Annotated in this window: 22 protein-coding genes; 13 read left to right on the plus strand and 9 right to left on the minus strand. The window is 66.7% G+C overall.

What is annotated here, in order from left to right:
- The first annotated feature begins 60 nt into the window (after positions 1-60).
- Positions 61-1,338: a multidrug effflux MFS transporter gene (locus ARTH_RS16450; RefSeq protein WP_011693069.1), complete on the plus strand. Its 1,278-nt coding sequence runs from the start codon at positions 61-63 to the stop codon at positions 1,336-1,338.
- Positions 1,339-1,360: 22 nt separating this feature from the next.
- Here the strand turns inward: ARTH_RS16450 and ARTH_RS16455 are convergent, their stop codons facing one another.
- The 3 genes from ARTH_RS16455 to ARTH_RS16465 all read right to left on the minus strand — a co-directional run bounded on the left by ARTH_RS16455 (position 1,361) and on the right by ARTH_RS16465 (position 3,045).
- Complete coding sequence (locus ARTH_RS16455) at positions 1,361-1,612, minus strand: hypothetical protein (protein WP_011693070.1); 252 nt, start codon at positions 1,610-1,612, stop codon at positions 1,361-1,363.
- Between the two features lie 115 nt (positions 1,613-1,727).
- Positions 1,728-2,417 (minus strand): PAS and ANTAR domain-containing protein, encoded by a 690-nt coding sequence (locus tag ARTH_RS16460; RefSeq protein ID WP_011693071.1) that lies wholly within the window; start codon positions 2,415-2,417, stop codon positions 1,728-1,730.
- A 97-nt stretch (positions 2,418-2,514) separates the two neighbouring features.
- Positions 2,515-3,045, minus strand: coding sequence for a flavodoxin domain-containing protein (locus ARTH_RS16465; protein WP_011693072.1), 531 nt, complete (start codon positions 3,043-3,045; stop codon positions 2,515-2,517).
- A gap of 228 nt (positions 3,046-3,273) precedes the next feature.
- Between ARTH_RS16465 and ARTH_RS16470 the strand changes: the two genes are divergently transcribed.
- The 4 genes from ARTH_RS16470 to ARTH_RS16485 all read left to right on the plus strand — a co-directional run bounded on the left by ARTH_RS16470 (position 3,274) and on the right by ARTH_RS16485 (position 7,012).
- Positions 3,274-3,792: a hotdog fold thioesterase gene (locus ARTH_RS16470; RefSeq protein ID WP_011693073.1), complete on the plus strand. Its 519-nt coding sequence runs from the start codon at positions 3,274-3,276 to the stop codon at positions 3,790-3,792.
- Between the two features lie 15 nt (positions 3,793-3,807).
- Positions 3,808-5,142: a phenylacetate--CoA ligase PaaK gene (gene paaK, locus ARTH_RS16475; RefSeq protein WP_011693074.1), complete on the plus strand. Its 1,335-nt coding sequence runs from the start codon at positions 3,808-3,810 to the stop codon at positions 5,140-5,142.
- A gap of 322 nt (positions 5,143-5,464) precedes the next feature.
- On the plus strand, positions 5,465-6,070 hold the full coding sequence (locus tag ARTH_RS16480) for a TetR/AcrR family transcriptional regulator (protein WP_011693075.1): 606 nt from the start codon (positions 5,465-5,467) through the stop codon (positions 6,068-6,070).
- 90 nt (positions 6,071-6,160) lie between these two features.
- Entirely contained in the window at positions 6,161-7,012 is an 852-nt protein-coding gene (locus ARTH_RS16485; protein WP_011693076.1) for a DUF427 domain-containing protein, read from the plus strand.
- Here the strand turns inward: ARTH_RS16485 and ARTH_RS16490 are convergent.
- Together ARTH_RS16490 and ARTH_RS16495 are read right to left on the minus strand one after the other, a co-directional pair.
- Entirely contained in the window at positions 7,004-7,375 is a 372-nt protein-coding gene (locus ARTH_RS16490) for a hypothetical protein (protein ID WP_011693077.1), read from the minus strand. The genes ARTH_RS16485 and ARTH_RS16490 overlap by 9 nt on opposite strands.
- Before the next feature lie 113 nt (positions 7,376-7,488).
- Positions 7,489-7,896, minus strand: coding sequence for a VOC family protein (locus tag ARTH_RS16495; RefSeq protein WP_011693078.1), 408 nt, complete (start codon positions 7,894-7,896; stop codon positions 7,489-7,491).
- Positions 7,897-8,125: 229 nt separating this feature from the next.
- Between ARTH_RS16495 and ARTH_RS24305 the strand changes: the two genes are divergently transcribed.
- The 3 genes from ARTH_RS24305 to ykgO are packed head-to-tail and all read left to right on the plus strand — an operon-like array spanning position 8,126 to position 9,377.
- Positions 8,126-8,833, plus strand: coding sequence for a hypothetical protein (locus ARTH_RS24305; RefSeq protein WP_232223537.1), 708 nt, complete (start codon positions 8,126-8,128; stop codon positions 8,831-8,833).
- Positions 8,821-9,258: a GTP-binding protein gene (locus tag ARTH_RS24310; protein ID WP_232223665.1), complete on the plus strand. Its 438-nt coding sequence runs from the start codon at positions 8,821-8,823 to the stop codon at positions 9,256-9,258. The genes ARTH_RS24305 and ARTH_RS24310 overlap by 13 nt, the downstream gene beginning before the upstream one ends.
- Complete coding sequence (ykgO, locus tag ARTH_RS23585) at positions 9,255-9,377, plus strand: type B 50S ribosomal protein L36 (protein WP_011693081.1); 123 nt, start codon at positions 9,255-9,257, stop codon at positions 9,375-9,377. Before ARTH_RS24310 ends, ykgO begins: the two co-directional genes overlap by 4 nt.
- 137 nt (positions 9,378-9,514) lie before the next feature.
- On the opposite strand, the gene paaZ is transcribed toward ykgO, so the two are convergent.
- Positions 9,515-11,626, minus strand: a complete 2,112-nt coding sequence (paaZ, locus tag ARTH_RS16505; RefSeq protein ID WP_011693082.1) for a phenylacetic acid degradation bifunctional protein PaaZ — start codon at positions 11,624-11,626, stop codon at positions 9,515-9,517.
- 184 nt (positions 11,627-11,810) lie between these two features.
- Between paaZ and ARTH_RS16510 the strand changes: the two genes are divergently transcribed.
- Together ARTH_RS16510 and ARTH_RS16515 are read left to right on the plus strand one after the other, a co-directional pair.
- Positions 11,811-12,227, plus strand: coding sequence for a PaaI family thioesterase (locus ARTH_RS16510; RefSeq protein WP_043430976.1), 417 nt, complete (start codon positions 11,811-11,813; stop codon positions 12,225-12,227).
- Positions 12,228-12,334: 107 nt separating this feature from the next.
- A complete protein-coding gene (locus tag ARTH_RS16515; protein ID WP_011693084.1) occupies positions 12,335-13,042 on the plus strand; it encodes a DUF4397 domain-containing protein in 708 nt (235 codons plus the stop codon).
- 125 nt (positions 13,043-13,167) lie between these two features.
- On the opposite strand, the gene ARTH_RS16520 is transcribed toward ARTH_RS16515, so the two are convergent.
- The gene (locus tag ARTH_RS16520) at positions 13,168-13,758 is read right to left on the minus strand and encodes a ferritin (RefSeq protein WP_011693085.1); all 591 of its coding nucleotides are present in this window, start codon (positions 13,756-13,758) and stop codon (positions 13,168-13,170) included.
- Positions 13,759-13,956: 198 nt separating this feature from the next.
- On the opposite strand from ARTH_RS16520, the gene ARTH_RS16525 reads away from it, so the two are divergent.
- Positions 13,957-14,532, plus strand: coding sequence for an RNA polymerase sigma factor (locus tag ARTH_RS16525; RefSeq protein WP_011693086.1), 576 nt, complete (start codon positions 13,957-13,959; stop codon positions 14,530-14,532).
- Complete coding sequence (locus tag ARTH_RS16530) at positions 14,519-15,499, plus strand: anti-sigma factor domain-containing protein (RefSeq protein ID WP_011693087.1); 981 nt, start codon at positions 14,519-14,521, stop codon at positions 15,497-15,499. Before ARTH_RS16525 ends, ARTH_RS16530 begins: the two co-directional genes overlap by 14 nt.
- 141 nt (positions 15,500-15,640) lie before the next feature.
- On the opposite strand, the gene ARTH_RS16535 is transcribed toward ARTH_RS16530, so the two are convergent.
- Together ARTH_RS16535 and ARTH_RS16540 are read right to left on the minus strand one after the other, a co-directional pair.
- Positions 15,641-18,112: a S1 family peptidase gene (locus ARTH_RS16535; protein ID WP_011693088.1), complete on the minus strand. Its 2,472-nt coding sequence runs from the start codon at positions 18,110-18,112 to the stop codon at positions 15,641-15,643.
- A 19-nt stretch (positions 18,113-18,131) separates the two neighbouring features.
- The gene (locus ARTH_RS16540) at positions 18,132-18,845 is read right to left on the minus strand and encodes a tyrosine-protein phosphatase (protein WP_011693089.1); all 714 of its coding nucleotides are present in this window, start codon (positions 18,843-18,845) and stop codon (positions 18,132-18,134) included.
- Between the two features lie 195 nt (positions 18,846-19,040).
- On the opposite strand from ARTH_RS16540, the gene ARTH_RS16545 reads away from it, so the two are divergent.
- Positions 19,041-19,937, plus strand: a complete 897-nt coding sequence (locus ARTH_RS16545; RefSeq protein ID WP_011693090.1) for an SGNH/GDSL hydrolase family protein — start codon at positions 19,041-19,043, stop codon at positions 19,935-19,937.
- Positions 19,938-19,969: the final 32 nt, after the last annotated feature.

Raw genomic sequence — 19,969 nt, forward strand, 5'->3', positions numbered from 1 at the left:
AGCGGCGCAGCCCGGTTGACTTGGAATCCAACCCGAAATCATCACTGGAACGGAGCCAGCATGACCGCCACCGGCACCCCTGCGCACGCCACCGCACCCGGGCCAGCCCCCGCACCCGGGCCAGCTCCCGCACCCAAACAGGCCGTCGGCCGGCCGCTGGCGGTGGTCCTTGGCCTGCTGACAATTTTCGGCCCGATCTCCATGGACCTCTATCTTCCCGTGCTGCCGGCCCTCACCTCCGAGCTCAACAGCACAACGTCCGTGGCGCAGCTGACCATCTCCGCCTGCCTGCTCGGCCTGGCCATCGGCCAGGTGGTTTCCGGCCCGCTCTCTGACCGGTTCGGCCGCCGGCCGCCGCTGCTCATCGGTGTGATCGCCTACACCGTCACCTCGGTGCTGTGCGCGCTCAGTCCCACCGTTGAAACCCTCATCGCCGCCAGGTTCGTCCAGGGCCTCGCCGGCGCCGTGGGCATCGTCATCGCCCAGGCGGCAGGCCGGGACGTGTACTCGGGCGGGAAGCTGATCCGGTACTACGGCCGCCTCACCGTCCTGGGCGGGCTGGCCGCCATCATCGGCCCCGTGATCGGCGGCCAGCTGGCAGCAGTCACGGACTGGCGCGGAGTCTTCCTGTTCCTCGCGGCGGTGGGTGTGGCCATCCTTGCGGCGTGCCTGATGATCTTCCACGAGACGCTGCCGGAAGGCCGGCGCAGCACGGGAGGCCTCTCCCACACGTTCAACGACTTCCGCCGGCTCCTTGCCGACCCGATGTTCGTGGGAGCGGTCCTGATCACCGGTTTCACCTACTCCGCCATCTTCGCCTACCTCAGCGGGGCAACTTACATCCTGCAAGGCATGTACGGCCTCTCGCCGCAGGGCTACTCGTTCGCGTTCGGGCTGAACTCCCTGGGCTTCGTGATCTTCGGGTTCATTGCCGGCCGCCTGGCCGAGCACTGGTCCGAGCGGGGAACCCTTGCCGCCGGCCTGGCCATGACCCTCGCCGGTGCGCTGGGCCTGCTGGCGACCGCGATCCTGCACCTGCCCCTGATCGCCATCATCCTGTCCCTGTTCACCATGGTCAGCGGGGTGGCCGTCACCAGCCCGCCGGCCACCTCGCTCGCGCTCAAGGGATACCCGGACATCGCCGGCACAGCCTCGTCGCTCCTGGGCCTGGCGCGGTTCGCTTTCGGAGGCCTGGCCGCTCCCCTGGTGGGCATCGGCGGCGCCAGCGATCCCGTGCCGTTCGGCATCGTCGCGGCCGCAGCCGCAGCGGCGGCCGCGCTCTGCCTGGGACTGCTCCGCCGCCGTCGAAAGCCCGTCGGCGAGGGTCAGGCTTCGTGACGGCCTGGCGTGGCTACGAGCGTCAGGCGGTTTCCGAATCCGAATAGGGTGCCCGCGGCCGCCACAGCGGCTCCAGCGCAAAATCGTTCACCGCCACGGAAACCATGTCCCGTTCCTTGACCGGCAGCGGCCCGCGGCCCTGGACGTAAGCCAGGACCGGTTGATACTCGAGTTTCCCGCCAATGCTCAGGTAATGCATCCAGAGCGTAAAAGGATCGATCGCCAGCTCACGGATCACTGTGGCAGTGAGAGCTTGTTGATCGTCTTCCTGCATACCCGTACCTCCCCGGTTCCAGAGATTCAAAATTTCCCCGGAAGAGGTTCGGAACGGTGGCGGAATAGGATGGGTCCGAGTTTTTCGCAGATGGTTTATGGGCGTCGGACCGCGCTCAGCCGTGCGGGCGGCCCCAGCGGGACGGAGGGTCCGGGCGCTGGTGACGGGCCTCGCTCAGTTCCTGAATGAAGCGCCCCAACGTTCCCGTGTCCGCAGGGTTGTCGGCAAGGGCCACGAGCCCGCACGCGATGCCGGCGAGCTTGATATTTCTGTTGTTGCTGTAGTTGGTCAACAACTGGAAAGCCTCGGCCGACCCGATGCCCAGCCGCCCCATGAGAATGCCTTCGGCTTTGGTGATGGTGCTCCGGGTACCCATTGCGCCCCGGACGGCTTCCCGGGCGGCCAGCTCCGTTTCCCGATGGATCGTCGACGTCAGATCAAGCATGACTCCCGAAACAGTCGACAGGTTCCCGGCGTCGTCCAGCACCGCCTCCCCCGCCGTCAGCACCTTGCGCTCGCGCGACGCGGCATCGATCACGCGATGATAAATGGCCACGTGGCCGCCGCGCGCATAAACCTCAGCGCTGATCTGCTGGATCCGCGGAAGGTCCTCAGGGTGTTTGTGCGCCAGCAACAGCTTCTGGGTAGGGACGACTTCCCCGCGACGATAGCCGTGGATGGCGTAGAGCTCATCCGACCACTCCATGGTCCCGGCTTTAACATCAAAAATAAACGTTCCGGCCAGCAATTTGGACGCACCCAACACACTGGAGTACGTCTCCGCCCGCCCCAAAATTCCATCCATTGGGCCCCTGTCGTGGGTCGGTTTCCCCGGCTCTGATCGTACCCTGACGAGTGCAGCTGCGGCACCCGCCGGACCGGCCAACTCATGCCGTTTGCGATCAGGACTTGAGCGCCGCCGCGATCTCCGCCGTCCAGGCGTCCACCGCGTCCCAGTCCCGGAAATCCCCGGCGGGCAACGCATCTTTTGCGGCCGGCATGAGCTTCATCAGCTTCTCGGCCACCCCGACGGGTGGCGCTTCCGGATCCCAGGCTCCGAAAAACACTTGCTCCCCGCGGGCGTGCACAAGCCCGGATAGCTTCTCAAACTCCTTGGGCCTGGTGGACTCAAGGACATCGTGGCCCTGAGCATCAACGCGGTCCGTGCCCAGCGGTCCGCTGCTGAACAGCCAGACAGGCCTGTCCGACAGGAGGACTTCATGGGTCTTGACGAAGGCAGTGACATCCTTCATGACATGGGCCATGTACGTTGCCCCGCCGATGACGAAGGCGTCGTACGGGGTTGCATCGAAGTACTGGCTCACCGAGCGGGCTTCGGCGTCCAGTCCGGCCGTCCCCAGGCCGGCAGCAATCCGCTCGGCAATCCCGGCAGTTGCGCCATGCCGGCTCGCATACGCCACAAGCACCTTCATCGGAGTTCCCCTCTCAGCGTCCACACAGCAGCGTCCTGCAGCGGGTGGTGGTCGTTTCATGATGGCGTCAGCGGCCGCCGGCAGCTAGGGGCTTCCGGCCCGGCCGGCGGGAACAACCCCGCCTGAACGCCGGGATCAGCGCCGAAATCAGCACCGGCCCTTGACAGCATGCCCCAAAATGGGATTACCTAATGAACATTCGGTAAATAAAGCTGGAGGCAATGACGCATGGCTGAAGCAACACTCTCCGGGGCCACCCACCCCATCCTCGAAAACGACTATGCCTCCGAATGGATGGGCATCGAAGTCCTCAAAGTGGACGACGGTCACGCCACCATCCGCATGACGCTCCGGCAGGAAATGCTCAACGGCTTCGGCATGGCCCACGGCGGAATGATCTTCGCCTTCGGCGATACCGCATTCGCCCTGGCCTGCAACCCGGCAGACCCGCAGGCCGGCGCGGACACGATCACCGTTGCCTCCGGCGTCGACATCAATTTCCTCAAGCCGGCCTTCACGGGCCAGGTGATCACCGCCGTCGCAAACCGCCGCGCCCATGCCGGCCGCAGCGGTCTTTACGACGTCCAGATCTTCGCCGCAGATCCCCACCCCGCCGCAGGTGACTACACAGGCGGCCACACCGCCAGCTCCCCGGCGGAACCACCCGCCGGCGCCGGCCCAGAAGAAACCCCGGGCGAGCTCATCGCCGAGTTCCGCGGCCGCTGCCGCACCATCTCCAAGAAATAGAAACAGGGACCCCAGATGACCCTCCACGCCACTGAACCAGCAGCCGCCACCGACGCCGTGCTGGACCGCGAAGAAACCATATCCCGCGACGAGCTGGAGGCACTGCAGCTGAGCCGCCTCCAGCACACGGTCGCCTACGCCTATGACCGCGTTCCGCTGTACAAGCGCAAGTTCGACGAGGCCGGCGTCCACCCCACGGACCTCCGCGAGCTCTCCGACCTGGGCAAGTTCCCCTTCACCACCAAGGAAGACCTGCGCCTGGAGTACCCCTTCGGCATGTTTGCCGTGCCGCAGCACGAGGTGGCCCGCATCCACGCGAGCTCCGGCACCACCGGCCGGGCCACCGTCGTCGGCTACACCAAGAAGGACCTCGCCGACTGGGCCAAGCTGGTGGCCCGTTCCCTCCGCGCCTCCGGCGTCCGCCCCGGCATGAAGGTCCACAACGCCTACGGCTACGGCCTGTTCACCGGCGGCATGGGCGCCCACGCCGGCGCCGAGGCACTCGGCTGCACGGTCATCCCGATCTCGGGCGGCCAGACCGAACGCCAGATCACCCTGATCCAGGACTTCAAGCCCGACGCGATCCTGGCCACCCCCACCTACCTGCTCACCATCGCCGACGCGATGATGAAGCAGGGCATCGACCCGGCCTCCACCTCGCTCAAGTACGCCGTGCTGGGCGCCGAGCCGTGGACCGAGGAGATGCGCCACGAACTCGAAGTGACCATGAACATCAAGGCCTGCGACATCTACGGGCTCTCCGAGGTCATGGGCCCCGGCGTGGCCGGCGAAGCCGTGGAAACCCAGGACGGCAGCCACATCTGGGAGGACCACTTCCGTCCCGAGATCATTGACGCGTTCGACCCCACGAAGGTACTGGGCGACGGTGAACACGGCGAACTGGTGTTCACCTCGCTGACCAAGGAAGCGCTGCCCATCATCCGCTACCGCACCAAGGACCTCACGCGCCTGCTGCCCGGCACCGCCCGCCCGGCCCACCGCCGCATGGGCCGCATCACCGGCCGCAGTGACGACATGATCATCCTGCGCGGCGTCAACCTGTTCCCCTCGCAGATCGAGGAAATCGCGTTGCGAATCCCCGAGCTGAGCCCGCACTTCCAGCTGGAACTCACCCGCCCCGAGGGCCAGCGCATGGACCAGCTCACGGTGAAGATCGAACGCCGGGAATCGGTGACCATTGAGAGTGTCGCCCCGGCCGCCAAGATGCTGCAACAGCAGATCAAGATCCACGTCGGGTCTTCCTGCACCGTCGACGTCGTAGAGCCCGGCTCCTTGGAGCGCTCAAACGGCAAGCTCCGCCGGATCTACGACCTGCGCCCGAAGGCGTAGCTTCCGAACATGTAGCTTCCGAACATAGGGATGGTCCCCGGCTGCTGTAGCCGGGGACCATCCTTTTACGGGAGGCATTCAGTGCACTGCTGCCAATGCGCGACAGCGCTGTGACGTGCCGATGGCTAACCGCCAGCCGGGCAGCCCGAGGTGCCTGATCCCGTCCCGGTCTATGAAGTTCTTTGAGTCTTCGCACCGGCCCCCGCGCCGGTGGTTACTCCTATACGTTTTTCTAGCACCGGAGCACGGGGCAGGCAAGGGATTTCGGGTACATGACACCGGATGCGCCTATTGACCGAACGTTCATGAGAAAATAGCCGGTATGTCTCCAACTGATGCACCAACCAAGCGCGGCCGCCCGGGATACGACCAGCAGTCGGTGCTGCAGATCGCCGTCGAGGTCTTCAACCGACACGGCTACGACGCCACGTCCATGGGCATCCTCGCCGAAAACCTGGGGATTTCCAAGTCGGCCATCTACCACCATGTGCCGTCCAAGGGCGATCTCCTCAAGCTTGCCCTGGAAGAGGCGCTGGGCGGGCTCGAGGCCATCCTGGAGCAGCCGCGGGCCCAGTCCGGCAGTGCCGAGGCGCGGCTGGAGTTCGTGCTCCGCGAGACGATCTCCGTGCTGGTGGAACGGCTTCCGTTCGTCACCCTGCTGCTGCGCCTGCGCGGCAACACGGACATCGAGCGCGACGCCATGGAACGCCGCCGCACCTTCGACCACAAGGTGGCGGCCCTGATCTCCGCCGCCCGCGACGAAGGCTCCCTGCGCGAGGACATCGATCCCCGCACGGTCACCCGGCTCCTCTTCGGCACCATCAACTCGATCGTCGAATGGTACAAGCCGGGCGGCTCGCTGTCGCCTGAAAAGCTGGCCGACGACGTCATCACAATGGCTTTCAAAGGGCTCAACGCGACACCCTAGGTCTGTTCCTCCCCATGGTCTCCGTCCGGCCGCCGAACAGCTGCCGGGGCGGTCATTGACGGCGGGAAAAGTGGCGTTCACCCTGTAGTCATGGCCACGAAGTTATCAGACGTCATCTTCGGCGCGTTCCCGGATTTGCGCTACCAGCCCACCCCGAAACGGGTCCGTGCCTTGGCGGGCGGGAACGCCGTCGTCGACACGAACTACGCACTCCTGGTGTGGGAGCCCAAACGCATCACCCCCGTCTTCGCCGTCCCCGAAGTGGACCTGCGGGCAGAGCTGGCGCAGCCCGCGCAGGTGCCCGGCGACACCCCGGAATACGGGGTACAAATCATGCTGGACGCGCCGCCGTCGCTGGATCCGCGCACCGGTTTCGGCCGGCACACAGCGGCCGGGGAGGAGTTCGACGTCGTGACTTCCGACGCGAGGCTGCCCCGCGCCGCCTTCCGGCCGGCTGATCCGGACCTCGCCGGGCACGTGGTGCTGGACTTCAACGCCTTCGACTGGCTCGAGGACGACGAGGAGATCATCGGCCATCCCCGCGATCCGTTTCACCGCGTGGACATCCGGGCGTCGTCACTCACCGTTGAGATAAGGCTCGACGACGTCACGCTGGCCGCCACGAACGCTGCGCAGCTGCTGTACGAGACCATGCTGCCGGTGCGCTACTACATCCCTCCGGCGGACGTGCGACTGGACCTCATGGAGGCCAGCGACAAGAAGACGGTGTGCCCCTACAAGGGCACGGCAAGCTACCTGAGCTACCCGCCTGCCGAAAACGGCCGGAACGTCGCGTGGATGTACGACCAGCGCTTCCGCGACGCCGCGCAAATCCACGGGCTGGTGTGCTTCTTCAACGAACGCGTGGACATCACCGTGGACGGCGTCCGGCAGGAGCGGCCGGTCACGCCGTGGTCCACGACGCCGGCCGGGTCACCCTGACGAGTGCAGGGCGGTGTACCAGCCCGCGTAGGCCAACACGGCGGAGAGCAGGACGGCGGCCAGCCCCAGCAGGATCGCGTGGTCCTTCCTAAAGAGCAGAGCCACCAGGTTGACCACCAGGACGCCTGCCACCACCAGGGCCTGGAAGAGGCTATTCGCAGCAATCACCCGGGGCGACTCGAACATGCCGCCCGCACCAACCAGAAACGAGATGAGGAACCAGGACGGCAGGACCCATGCCGGGAAAGCCAGCATGACGAGGTCCAGGATCCCCGCCACCTTGCCGATCCTGGTCCGCGGCAGCCACTGAAACCCGCGGCGGAGCGGAACCGGGGGCGGTTGCCCTGGCTGCGGGTCAGTCATGGTGCTGCACCTCGCGTCGGTTGAAAAGGGGCGGCTGAAAGGGAGAGTTAACGGAGAACAGCGCCCCGACGGGCGGGGCGCTGTTCCTCAGGCAGGGTGCCAGGAGCTGCGGGTCAAAGCTGGTAATCCGCCATCGTGCTGATGTTCTCGTGCACGCAGAGGATGTTGTGCTCGGAGTCCATGAACCAGGCGCACTTCTCGGATTCAGTTGTACAAATGTGGTTTTCGGTCTTGAGATCCGGGAGATCGTAGTCCTGGAATGCGACGCCCTTGGCTTCCATTTCCCTGACCGTGCGTTCGATCTCGCTGACTTCGAAACTCAGGGTGGTGTGCTCTGAATGCTTACCATCCTTGACCGGCATCAGCTGCAGCATCGGGCCGCCCTCCGAGCCGAACAATTCGCTTCCGTCATCTGCCACGCCCCGGTGCGGGAGCCCCAAAGTGTCCGCATAAAAATGCCGGGCACGCTCTACATCATCGACTGGCAGGACTGTTGTGGCTTTGTTGAGAACTAGGGACATTTCGCCACCTCCTACGCTGAAAATTTTACGCCGGGGCGGCCCGGAAAGATCTTACGAAACCCTCTCTCACTTCTGCCCCCAAAACACCCAACCCTCTCTCACATCCGCCCCCAAAACACCCAACCCTCTCTCACATCCGCCCCCCATCTGCTGAACGCGATCGCGGACGTCAGGATTTTGACGCCCTTTGCAAATGAGAATGATTCTCATATACTCTCGAATCATGAATGTGACAGTTGTAAGTTCCCTGGATGGCTTCTGCCGGCAACAGGCCTGCGCAGCCCTGGCCGCGGATTCGCCCGGCGCCCTAGTTGTATTCCACGACCTGCTCGAAGACGGGTTGGTCATTCGCCGGATCTTCAGGGATGGCACACGGATTGACCGTGACGAATCGCTACTGGAGCACGGCTGCCTCAGCTGCACCGTGCGCCTGCATGTTGTGCCCACCGTGGGCGGTCTGTTGGAGGAGGGCTCCCACATTATTCTGGGCCTGCCGCCCGCCGTGGCGTCTGCGACGGCCGTGGACGCACTGTTGAAAGGCCTCGGGGCATCAGTCACAGTCGATTCGGCAGTGCTTGCCTGCGCTCCCGATGCAGTGGAGGACCAGATCTGGGACCACCACACCTTGTTCGAGTCCGGTTTCACTCCGGTTGCGAGCGATGACCGGACGCCGGGGGAATTCCTGGTCGGGGAACTCGCGTTCAGCGACACGGTCCTGCTGGCCGACCCCGCCCTGGTGCCAGTGGATCCCGGTGCCCGGGAACGTGGCATGCAGCTCATCCGGGAATTGGCCCCCCACGCGAGGGTGACCACTGGCGACGGCGGCGTCCGGCCGGGACGGCATGACCCTTCGGAGGCAACGGCCAGGACCAGACCCGGCTCAGTGCGGTACCCGCGCAGTCTTGCACACCGTTCAGCACTGTGGTGCAGCGGATAGAGCGGCCCCTTCATCCTGAGCGCTTCCGGCACGCCCTGGCGGCGCTTGCGGAGGGATGCTGCTGGCTCCGTGGGCGGCTCTGGATGGCATCAGCTCCCGATTGCCGGATCGCCATCGAGGGTATCGGCCCGCGCGTGTGGCTTGAAAACACTGGACCCTGGCAGGCCGGCCGGGCATCCCGCCCGTCCATGCCTCCGGAGGCCGGCCCCGACTCCGCACTCGACTGGCACCCGGACTTCGGCGACCGCGGGACCGTCCTGGCCGTCACGGGCGACGAGGCCGACGCCGCAGAGGTCGCCGCGTTGCTTACGGCGTGTGAGCTGTCAGAGACGGAAATGTTCTCGGGCACAGCCTCATTCCCTGCATTCCCTGATCCATTCGGCCTTAACCACCCAACCGAAACATCGCAAAGGAGCACATCATGAAAGTTCGGAACTCGCTGCGGGCACTGAAGAAAATACCTGGAGCCCAGATTGTCCGCCGTCGCGGCCGCACCTTCGTTATCAATAAGAAGAACCCTCGAATGAAGGCCCGCCAAGGCTGAACTTCAGCCAAAACCCCAACGCTCTCTCACCCGGATGGTGAGAGAGCATTGGGGAAAAGCCCGCCACAAGTGAGAGAGCCTTGGGGAAAAGCCCGCCACAAGTGAGAGAGCGTCCCAGGGGTTGTGTTGTCTCCGGGTTACTTCTCGACGAGGGTGAGGACGTCGTAGGTGGCTACGATTTCGTCGTTCTGGTTGGTCAGGACCGCATCCCAGGCCACTTCGCCGTACTCGTCGGTCTCGCGCGGGGTGATCTTCTTGGCGGTCAGGGTGACGCGGATGGAATCGCCCGCCGCCACCGGGGTGATGAAACGCAGGCTCTCCAGGCCGTAATTGGCCAGCACAGGGCCCGGGGCAGGCTCCACGAACAGCCCGGCGCCCCACGCCAGCAGCAGGTAGCCGTGCGCCACAATGCCCGGGAAGAACGGATTGGCCTCCGCAGCCTCCTGGTTGGTGTGGGCGTAGAACGTGTCGCCCGTGGAGTTGGCGAACTTGGTGATCTCGTCCAGGCTCACTTCGCGCAGCTCGGAGCGGATCGCGTCGCCAATGTGCAGCGTGCTCAGGTGCTTCCGGAACGGGTGCTGGCCTTCGGTCTCGAGCGTGAAGTTACGGTCGGCCCCCGTGTGCCAGATGCCTGTGACGGCGGTGAGCATGTTGGGCGAACCCTGGATGGCGGTGCGCTGCATGTGGTGCATCACCGAACGGATGCCGCCCAGTTCTTCACCGCCGCCGGCACGTCCCGGGCCGCCGTGGACCAGGTGCGGCACCGGCGAACCGTGACCGGTGGAGCTGCGGGCGTCCTCGCGGTTGAGCATCAGGACGCGGCCGTGGTGCGCGGCGATCCCGGTGACCAGCTCGCGGGCAACCTCGGGATCGTTGGTGCACACCGAAGCCACCAGAGAGCCGCCACCACGGGCGGCCAGGCGCACGGCGTCGGCCAGGTCGGTGTAGCCAATCACGGAGGACACCGGGCCGAAGGCTTCCAGGGAGTGGACTTCCTCGGCTTCGGCGTCCGCCCAGCTGAGCAGCACCGGGGACATGAAGGCACCGTCTTCGACGACGTCAACTCCCCCGTCCGCCTTGGTCACCCTGGGCGAATCGAGCGTGCCGTACGCAAGCTCGCCGCCGGCGTCGAGCATTGACTGAACAGCGGCGCGGACATCGGCCAGCTGCTCAAGGGAAGCGAGCGCACCCATGGTGACGCCCTCGGCACGGGGATCACCCAGCACCACGCGTTCCTCGATGCGGGCACCCACGGCGGCAACGACGTCGGACACCATGCTTTGTGGCACGATGGTGCGCCGGATGGAGGTGCACTTCTGGCCGGCCTTGACGGTCATTTCGGTGACCACGGACTTGATGAAAGCGTCGAACTCCGGGGTGCCCTTGACCGCGTCCGGGCCCAGGATGGCGGCGTTGAGCGAATCCGTCTCCGACGTGAAGCGGACGCCGCCCTTGACCACATTCGGGTGCGACTTCAGTGAATTGGCCGTGGAGGCCGAGCCGGTGAAGGACACCAGGTCGCGGTAATCGAGGTTGTCCAGGATGGTGCGGGCCGAGCCGGAGATGAGCTGCAGCGAGCCCTTGGGCAGGATGTTGGACTCGATCATGGCCTTGACCACGGCCGCCGCCACGTAGCCCGTGGGAGTTGCGGGCTTGACGATGGTGGGAACACCGGCGATGAAGGCGGGCGCAAACTTCTCCAGCATGCCCCACACCGGGAAGTTGAAGGCGTTGATCTGCACGGCGACGCCCGGGATGCGGGTGTAGATGTGCTCGCCGGCGAAGGAACCGTCGCGGGACAGCACCTCCATGGGGCCGTCCACCACCACCTGCGAGTTGGGCAGCTCGCGGCGGCCCTTGGAGCCGAAGGTGAAGAGCACGCCGATTCCGCCGTCGATGTCCACCATGGAATCGATCTTGGTGGCGCCGGTCTGGGCGGACAGCTCATAGAAGTGCTCGCGGCGGGCGTTGAGGTACTGCGCCAGTTCCTTGAGCTTGAGGGCGCGCTGGTGGAAAGTCAGCGTGCCGAGTTCCTTCTGGCCGGTGGTGCGTCCGTAATCCACGACGTCGGCAAGGTCCAGTCCCTCGGTGCTCACCTTGGCGAGGAGCTCGCCGGTGCTGGCGTCCAGGACGGGGACGGCGGAAGCCGTCGCTCCGGCGTCGGGCGTCCACCAGGCGTCCCGGACAAAACTGGGAACAGTCTCCACAGTGTCCAGCGAGGATTTCGGAGCAGTTGCAGTGGTGGTCATCGTTGACGGGTCCTTCCAGCGCGGGGCAAGATCATCACGGCCAGTGCATTACTGACCGTCCGTTCGGTAATATGTCTACAGTACATGAATGTGCCTTGCTGCACACTAGAGAAGCCGGACTGGTTCCAATGCCGGTCCCGCCCAAGCAAGCCGTCCGCGGCACCCTAAGGAAAGAGAAGTGACCATGCAGCCCGAAACCGGCAGCGCCGAACTGTGGAAGATCACACTGGGGGAACTCGACGAGAAGATGGGCGTGAAGATCGTCGAGGAATCCGTGGAACGCGTTGTTGCCACGATGCCGGTGGAGGGCAACCGGCAGTCGTTCGGGCTGCTGCACGGCGGTGCCTCCTTGGCCGTGGGCGAGGCCGTGGGCTCCTGGGCCGCGGTGATCCACGCCAGCACCATGGGCAAGACCGCCGTGGGCGTGGACGTCTCCGCCACCCACCACAAGTCGGCGCGCGAGGGCCAGATCACCATCACGGCCACACCCATCCACCTGGGCGGAACGCTGACCACGCACGAGGTCCTGCTCACCAACGAGGCCGGGCAGCGCCTGTGCACCCTCCGGATCACCAACCTCCTGATGGACCGGAAAAACTGACGCCAAAAAAGATCCATGAGTTTGCATCCAAAGAGGACGTCCCGCAGGTAGTAAGGGCGTAAGCACAAACACAGCCCGTTACCGGGCGTCCCTCTGAGGAGTTTGAAATGCGCAAAACAACGTATGCCGCCGGAGCACTGTCGCTCGCGGCCGCACTGGCCTTCGCAACCCCGGCACAGGCCGGCGGCTGGCACCACGACGACGACCCTGCCAAGCTCTCGGTCCTGCACGGCGTGCCCGGCCTGACCGTGGACGTATGGGTGGATGGCAAGCTCACCCTGGATGATTTCACTCCCGGAACCCTGGCCGGCCCGCTGGAGCTGGATGCCGGCGACTACGAAATCGCCATCACCGCCTGGAACGCCACCAGCGCCGACAACCCGGTGATCGGTCCGGTGACCGTGGATCTGGAGGAAGGCGGCAACTACACCGCGGTGGCCCACCTCGACGCCGACGGCGCCCCCACGGCCACGCTCTTCACCAACGACACCAAAGCTCCCCGCAACGACAAGAAGGGCAAGCTGACGGTCAGGCACGTAGCCGCGGCTCCCGCCGTCGACGTCCTGGCCGGCGGATCGGCAGTGATCGAGGGACTCAGCAATCCGGACGAGGCAACCCTGAAGCTCAAGGCCGGAACCATCTCGGCGTCCGTGGCCGCGGCCGGGACCACCGATCCCGTGATCGGGCCGGCTGACATCACCGTCGAGGGTGGCAAGAACACGATCGTCTACGCCTGGGGAAGCCTGGCCGACGGTACCCTGGGCGTGGCCGTCCAGGTTGTTGACTCCGAGGACCGGTGGCACGGCCGTCGCTGAGGCGGCCCGCAGGAACGACGTGCGCCATCACTGATCGCCAATACCGGCGGGGCCGCCTGACAGGCGGCCCCGCCGTCGTTTCCACGCCGCGCCCGGCCGCGAACGCGACGTCCCGCCGTCGTGCTTCAGAGCGCCCCGCCCGCCGCTTCCGGCGTTCCGGAGTCGTGGCCTCCGCCGCCGTGACCCCCATGTCCGCCGCCATGGTGGCCGCCATGACCGGCGCCGCCGCCGGCGTCACCCACCCGCTCGCGGGCCAGGAACATCTCGACGTCGAAGAGGTTGTCCGCCCGGCGCGCGACGTTCAGGAGGGTGGACATGGACGCGACTTCTTCCACCTGCTCCTTGAGGAACCAGAGCATGAACTGTTCGCCCAGGGGGTCGTTTTCGGCCCTCGCCGCGGCGAAGAGCTCCTTGATGCGGTCCGTGACCTCAATTTCCTGTGCCAGGGCCAGGACCAGGGGCTCCTCCGCCGAAGTGAAGTCGTTCCGGACCGGGTCGATGCCGGGAATCGAAATCCTGATGCCGCGGTCCAGGATGTACCGGACCATCATCATCGCGTGGTTCCGCTCCTCCAGCGACTGCCGGTAGAAGTGCTTGGCCAGCCTGGGCAAATCCTGCCCGTCGAACCACGCCGCAATGGCGATGTACTGCTGGGATGCTGCGAATTCATTGCCCACCTGTTTGGCGAGCAGGTCATTGAATGTTGCGGTGCTCATGGGGCTCTCCTCGAGTCGGGGGTCAAGGCTGAGGACCTGCGGCACGGAGGCTCTGCGGGGCCCGGGGTTGCCGGAGGGCCTTCCTTGAGCTTGCTCCGCTGCGGAGTCGGCGGTCAAGGCCCCGTACTATGGCCTAGCGCCAGCGGGCACGGCATAATGTGGTTCCACAGGTCTCACTGCCGCTCGAAGGAGCCATTGATGACGCCTCCCGGCCCGCACGATTGGGACGCCGCTCTCGATCATGCGTTCGCGGCCGGGCAGGAAGCGGCCCTTGCCGAGGCCTACCGGCGGCTGAGCCCGCTCGTCTACACGCTGGCGCTGCGGTCGCTGGGGGAACGCGCAGCGGCCGACGACGTCACGCAGGAAGTCTTCATCCGCGCCTGGAAGTCACGCCTCAGCTACCGGCCCGAGGCCGCGCGGCTTCCTGCCTGGCTGGTGGGGATCACGCGTAATGCCATCTCCGATGCGCTGTCCGCCCGGATGCGCCGGCAGGAGCTGGAACATGCTGCGGGGCAGTTCGTCGGCGATGAGCGCGGCGCCGGACCGGTGGCTGCTGACGTGGAAGCCGTGGCCGACCGCATAACCTTGGAGGAAGAGCTGGAGCGGTTGGGCGATCCACAGAAGGCGATCATGAAGCTGGCGTTCTACGAGGACCTCACGCACGATCAGATTTCGTCGCGCCTGCAGCTGCCACTCGGCACCGTCAAGAGCCACATCCGTCGCAGCCTTTCGCGGATGCGCACCCGCCTGGAGGTGGGCCATGAAGCATCTTGACGATGAGCAGCTGAGCCTGATGGCCCTCGGTGAACCCGCCCTCACGCCGGCCGAGGCTGACCACCTGGCGTTCTGCCGTGAATGCGCGGGCACTCTGGCGGCCCTGGAACGCACCGTCCGCGCCGCCACCGTGGATCCCGCGGAAGTGGAACTGGCCACGCCCGGACCGCACACCTGGGCAGCCATCCATCAGGCATTGGGCCTCTCCCCCGAGCAGGCGCAGGACCCGTTAAGCAGGCCGGCCCCCGCCGGAGGCACGACGGGGAGCACGACGGCGGCGGAAGGCACGACGACGGAACGGACGACGACGGCGGGAAGGACGACGGCGGGCGCCGGCTCGACGGCGACAGTCGCCACCGTGCCTGCCACCGCGGAACAGGTCAGAGCGGAGCAGGCGGCCTCGGAGCCTGTCGCCGCGCCGACGCCTCTCCGGCGGCGCGCCGGGGGCGCGAGGCCGGGTTCGGCAAGGCGGAACGGATCCCCCGGAACAGCTTCGGGTGCCCGGCGGTGGGTGGCCATGGCCGCGGCCGCAGGGATCGTGGTGGGCGCTGCCGCAGTGTGGGCCGGCTACAACGTCCTTGGACAAGGGCCGGAAGCAGTGCCTTCACCTACGCCGACGGCCCCGCAGGCAGTGGTCATTGCCCAGGCTCCCCTGCAGCCCCTCAAGTCCTACACCGCCAGCGGCAAGGCCCTGGTGGAGGAGCTTCCCGACGGCACACGCCAGCTGGTGGTGCAGCTCTCGGAGGGGCAAATCAGCGGTTACCGTGAGGTGTGGGTGATCTCGCCGGACCTCTCCAAGCTGGTCAGCCTTGGCGTGCTGGACGGCGAGCCCGGCGTCTTCGCCATCCCCGCCGGCCTCGACCTTGCCCAGTACCCCATCGTTGATGTGTCCAACGAGCCGTTCGACGGCAACCCCGCGCATTCATCGGACAGCATTGCGCGGGGTGAATTGGCCGCGGAAAGCTGAGCAGCCACGCCGCCGAGTATTTACCTCTGCGGCCCGTTTACCTTCGTGAAGCCGGCCCGGACCTTTGGCAGGCCGATTTCCAGTAACGGCTTCCGGCTCAAGGGGCAGGTTCGGGGGACGGGTTCAGCGCCGGGGGGCTGCCTACCGGCGGGAGCGTCGCCTGGCAAGGACCAGGACAACACCGCCGAGCAGCAGCACGCCTGCCCCGACACCGGCCGCAGTGAGCAGGCCGTCGGCGCCGGTGGCCGGCAACTGCCCTGAGATGGCTGCCGGGGTTATGCCGGCGGGAACAACCACCGGTGCCGGGTCAACCACGAAGGTGAGGTTCACCGGCGCGGAAGCCACGCCGTCGACCGATTGGCTGACTGTCACGTTGTGGGTGCCGGTCGCGAGCCCCGCCGGCAACGGCGCGCTCCAGGTCCCGTCCGAGGCGGCCTGCACCGGGACGCCATCCACCGTGACGGTCACTGCCGCGCCCTTCAGCGCTGACCCGGTGATGTTCCGGGGAACGGCGTCGTGGGCGAAGTGCTGACCGTCGCGGATGCTGGCAATCACAGGCGATGGCGGCATCACCGTGAACGTCCGGCTCGCCGCCGGGCTCGCGGCGACGCCCCGGGCGGTCTGCACCGCGTTGACGGTGAAGGATCCGTACCTCGCCTCGCCTGTCACCGGCACTGCCCATTTGCCGTCCAGCCCCACCACGGCCTGCCCGGCGGCGTCGCCGGAAAGTTCCACCGTGGCACCGGGCGTTCCGGTGCCCTCAATGCGTTCCAGGGCCGTGAGCGCGGCACCCGCGGCCGGGCTGGCAATGGCAGGGGCCGGGAGCTCCGAAGGCAGCACTGTGACGTCGAAGCTGCTGGCTCCGGAGTGGCTGAAGCCGTTCACCGTTTCGGCGGTAAACCGCAGCCGGCCGGCCGGTGAGGGGGCTGTGAACTGCCATTGCCCGGCGGCGTCCACGGGCACCTCCACAGGTTCCTGCCCGGGCACGGTGATGCGGACCTTCGAACCCGCGGCGACGGCGGAGGCGGGGGCCGCGGGGACCTTCCCGGTGATGGCCTGGCCGAGTGCCACTCCGCCGCCGTCGGCCGGCTCCGTGAGCAGGGGTTTGTTCAGGAACAGCTGAAGCTGCACGCCGGGAAGCCGGGTCATGGCATCCTCCAGCGTGGTGGCAACGGCAAAGTTGTTGATCGGCTGGCCGGGAACGACCTGGTCCCCCGCGGAGTGGGTGCCGACGGCGAAATTACCGCTGATCCAAGGTCCGCCGGAGTCGCCGCCGCTGGACTGGACGGAGGTGGACAGGAAGCCGCGGAAGGCCCGGAGGTCGGACGGGTCGGCGGTGAAACCGCCCACGACGTAGATGCCCACTTCGTCCACGGTGCCGCAGGACCAGCGGGCGGTCCGGCCGGACCGGCAGACGGCTTGTCCGGGGGACGGCGATGCGGTTCCGATGATCTTCACGGCCGTGGATCCTGGATCCGTGGGCGCATCCCAGCGGGTGGTTGCGGGCTGGACGTCGAGGCCCGGCCGGATGTCCCCGATCACGGCGATGTCCGTGCCCACGTTTCCGGGGTTGGCCTCGTCGCCGGTGATCCACGAGTTGCCCGGGCCGCCGAACTGGCTGTAGCCCAGGGTGCCGAGCAGTCTGTTAGCGGGCGATTCCGGACTCTCCACGTTGGCTGTTGTGAGGGTGCCGTCTTCGGTGCAGTGGCCGGCAGTCAGGACCAGCGGTTTCCCGTCCGGGCTGTACGCACCGTAACCGGCGGAGCAGATGACGCCGTTGTTGAGGACATAGCCTTGCCCGCCGAAGAAGTCCTCCTCCGGGGCAAGGGGTGCGCCCTCCTCCAGGCGGACGTTCGAGTAGCGCGCCACGAATTCGGACGGTGAAGGCGAGGCCGCTGAGGGTCCGGGGTTGGCCGGGTTGGCCGGGGCGCCTTCGGCCTCCGGCTGGTTGGTGCCGCCGGTGCGGATCACAAAGCTGCCGTTGGCGTATGCCACAGCCTGAAGGCCTGCGGCGCCGACCTCGCGGACGTAGTCCTTGAACAGCTGGTCCGTGCTGGCCGCGACGCGTTCCGGTGCGGCCGGAGGCGCAGGCGCCGCGCTGGACGCCACAAGCACAAAATCCCCGGGTCCCGCGGCGTTGAGTTCAGCCATCCGGGTTTCGAGCTCCGGGCCGCTGCCCTCGACCACAATCCGGCCGTCTTTCAAGCTGATTCCCACGTAGCCGGGCAATCCGCGCAAGGAGGCGACGGCGTCGGCCGCGCGTTTGCCCTGGTCACCGGCGGCGTTGAACTGCTCCAGTGTCATGCCCAGGTCGCGGAGGATGGCCTCCGTCAGGCCGGCGTCGCTGATGGCGGGTGCGGAACCGCCCGCGGCGGGCGGTGCGGTCGCGGCGGTGGTAGCAGTCGCCGCGGACGCAGGTGCAGGCGCGGCGGTGGTCGGGGTGGCTGGGTGCGGGGTGGCTGCGGCCGGCGCCGACACGGAGGGGTCGGGAACCGGCGAACCGGACTCTGCGACGGCGGGAACAGCCAGGAAGGTGCCGCCGAACGCCAGGGCGGCACAAGCGGCCAGCCCCAGGGCGCGGTTGAACGGGTTCCGGCCGGAATGATGCGTCAAGGTGTCCCCCATTGTGTGTTTACGTCGTCACCCTTGCTGCCAGCCGCGAGCGGATGGCAGCAAGCTCGGCCACGGTGACCCCGTGCCGCAAGAGATAGTTCCGGGTATCAAGGCCGCGGACGAATTCCAGGACTCCGCCGCCGCGCTTCTCCAGGAGCGGCACCAGCACCTCCTCCGCCAGGTAGCGCTCGTGCTTGTGCGGCGGACCCACAAGCCGGTGCCGCTCATTGATGCCCCGCATGGCCGCCTGGTAACCGGACACAATCTCATGGTCACCGGCACCGGAAAGGTCCTGGAGCATCGCCGCCACCATTCCGCTGCGGTCACGGCCCGCCGAGCAGTGGACCACCACACCGGCGGGGGCCGCGGCAACCGCCTTGAAGACGGCCACGAGCTTTTCCGGAAATAGCCGGGCGTTGGCCGCGTAGCAGGCAGGATCATTGAGGTACGGGGAGCACAACTCTTTGAACTCCGGGTGGTCCGGATCCTCCGTGGGCGCATGCACCACGTCGAACGCCGCCAGCACCTCCGCGCCAACGGCGGGGTCCGTGTCCCTCAGTCCGTGTTCCGAGGGGTTCCGGAGGTCGATCACGGTGCGGACGCCGTCGTCGTACGCCTGTTTCCAGCCCGTCTCGGTGACCCATTCCCGGCGCCCCATCCGGAACACGCTGCCGGAAATGCGCCATGCATTCACGGCTCCGTCCCAGTTCACGGGCTGTCCAGGCTGTTCCATCCAGACAGCTAATCACAGACCCCCGGCATCCGGCACGGGTACCGGCCGGAAAATGGGGTGGCGCCCGGCGAATAAACGGGTATTCCGGCCTGTGTCCGGCGGGCGGGCGGCCGGGTACCGTTGGGCGTACTTGCGGCTTGGCCGCGGCCCGCGGCCCAAAAGCCCGGTGCACAGATCAGAACAAAGGGGAAACTGATGAGTGACCGGATATTACGACGGCGGCACGCGGCGTACGCTGCCGGCCTGGCAACGCTGGCCCTGGCCCTGGGAACCGCGGCAGGGCCCGCGGGAGCGGTGCCTGCGGGGGGACTTGATTACATCGCGGTAGGTGACTCCTACACCGCGGGAACCGGTGCGGGTGCGGCCGTCAGACCACCCGAAGCGACGTGCTGGCAGAGCAGCCCGGGGTATGTTGCCGACGTCGACAAAACAGGCCGAGTGTCCCTGGTGGTCAATGCCGCCTGCCACGGGGCACTCCTTTTTTCGGGCGATGACCCGCTCCAGAAACAAATCAGCGTCACCACCCAGCTCACGGGCCTCGTCGGCGCAGGGAAACTGAATCCCTCCACCGGAATAGTCACCATCACCGCCGGAGCCAACGACGCCGGGGTGAGTCAGGTGCTGGGTGCCTGCGCGGCCTACGGCGTTGAAGTGTGCGCCGGTGCTGTGGCGTCTTCCGAAAGCGGGATGGGTCAGGTGGGTGAGGCGCTCGCTTACATCTACGGGCAGATTCACACGGCGGCTCCGTCCGCGAAGATCGCTGTCCTGGGGTATCCGCGGCTGTTCGAGCCGGCTGACGGGAATCCGTACTTCTCCGTGGACGAACAGCGGCTGATCAACCAGGCCACGGACAAGCTCAATGCCGCCATCGCCACGGCAGTCTCCAGTGCCAATGCTTACGGGGCGAACGCGCAGTTCGTCGACGTCACAGCGAGGTTTGCCGGGCATGCCGTGAACTCCGCCGATCCGTGGATCGCGTACGACGGCGGGAATCCTCTGGCGGATTCCAACTTCCACCCCACTCCCACCGGGCACCGCGCCTATGCCACGGCCGTGATGAGCGACGTCAAGCCGGGCACCTTGGCGAGGTAGGGCCGGACCACGCCGGACCGCGCGGGCCAGGG

Source organism: Arthrobacter sp. FB24, from assembly GCF_000196235.1.
Taxonomy (GTDB): domain Bacteria; phylum Actinomycetota; class Actinomycetes; order Actinomycetales; family Micrococcaceae; genus Arthrobacter.

Coding starts and splice junctions, on each gene's coding strand:
- ARTH_RS16490 (WP_011693077.1), bottom strand. CDS start 7,375: ATGACTGACCCGCAGCCAGGGCAACCGCCCCCGGTTCCGCTCCGCCGC.
- ARTH_RS16460 (WP_011693071.1), bottom strand. CDS start 2,417: ATGGATGGAATTTTGGGGCGGGCGGAGACGTACTCCAGTGTGTTGGGT.
- ARTH_RS16530 (WP_011693087.1), top strand. CDS start 14,519: ATGAAGCATCTTGACGATGAGCAGCTGAGCCTGATGGCCCTCGGTGAA.
- ARTH_RS16510 (WP_043430976.1), top strand. CDS start 11,811: ATGCAGCCCGAAACCGGCAGCGCCGAACTGTGGAAGATCACACTGGGG.
- paaK (WP_011693074.1), top strand. CDS start 3,808: ATGACCCTCCACGCCACTGAACCAGCAGCCGCCACCGACGCCGTGCTG.
- ARTH_RS16525 (WP_011693086.1), top strand. CDS start 13,957: ATGACGCCTCCCGGCCCGCACGATTGGGACGCCGCTCTCGATCATGCG.
- ARTH_RS16480 (WP_011693075.1), top strand. CDS start 5,465: ATGTCTCCAACTGATGCACCAACCAAGCGCGGCCGCCCGGGATACGAC.
- ARTH_RS16465 (WP_011693072.1), bottom strand. CDS start 3,045: ATGAAGGTGCTTGTGGCGTATGCGAGCCGGCATGGCGCAACTGCCGGG.
- ykgO (WP_011693081.1), top strand. CDS start 9,255: ATGAAAGTTCGGAACTCGCTGCGGGCACTGAAGAAAATACCTGGAGCC.
- ARTH_RS16450 (WP_011693069.1), top strand. CDS start 61: ATGACCGCCACCGGCACCCCTGCGCACGCCACCGCACCCGGGCCAGCC.
- ARTH_RS16485 (WP_011693076.1), top strand. CDS start 6,161: ATGGCCACGAAGTTATCAGACGTCATCTTCGGCGCGTTCCCGGATTTG.
- ARTH_RS16520 (WP_011693085.1), bottom strand. CDS start 13,758: ATGAGCACCGCAACATTCAATGACCTGCTCGCCAAACAGGTGGGCAAT.
- ARTH_RS16545 (WP_011693090.1), top strand. CDS start 19,041: ATGAGTGACCGGATATTACGACGGCGGCACGCGGCGTACGCTGCCGGC.
- paaZ (WP_011693082.1), bottom strand. CDS start 11,626: ATGACCACCACTGCAACTGCTCCGAAATCCTCGCTGGACACTGTGGAG.
- ARTH_RS16515 (WP_011693084.1), top strand. CDS start 12,335: ATGCGCAAAACAACGTATGCCGCCGGAGCACTGTCGCTCGCGGCCGCA.
- ARTH_RS16470 (WP_011693073.1), top strand. CDS start 3,274: ATGGCTGAAGCAACACTCTCCGGGGCCACCCACCCCATCCTCGAAAAC.
- ARTH_RS16495 (WP_011693078.1), bottom strand. CDS start 7,896: ATGTCCCTAGTTCTCAACAAAGCCACAACAGTCCTGCCAGTCGATGAT.
- ARTH_RS16540 (WP_011693089.1), bottom strand. CDS start 18,845: ATGGAACAGCCTGGACAGCCCGTGAACTGGGACGGAGCCGTGAATGCA.
- ARTH_RS16455 (WP_011693070.1), bottom strand. CDS start 1,612: ATGCAGGAAGACGATCAACAAGCTCTCACTGCCACAGTGATCCGTGAG.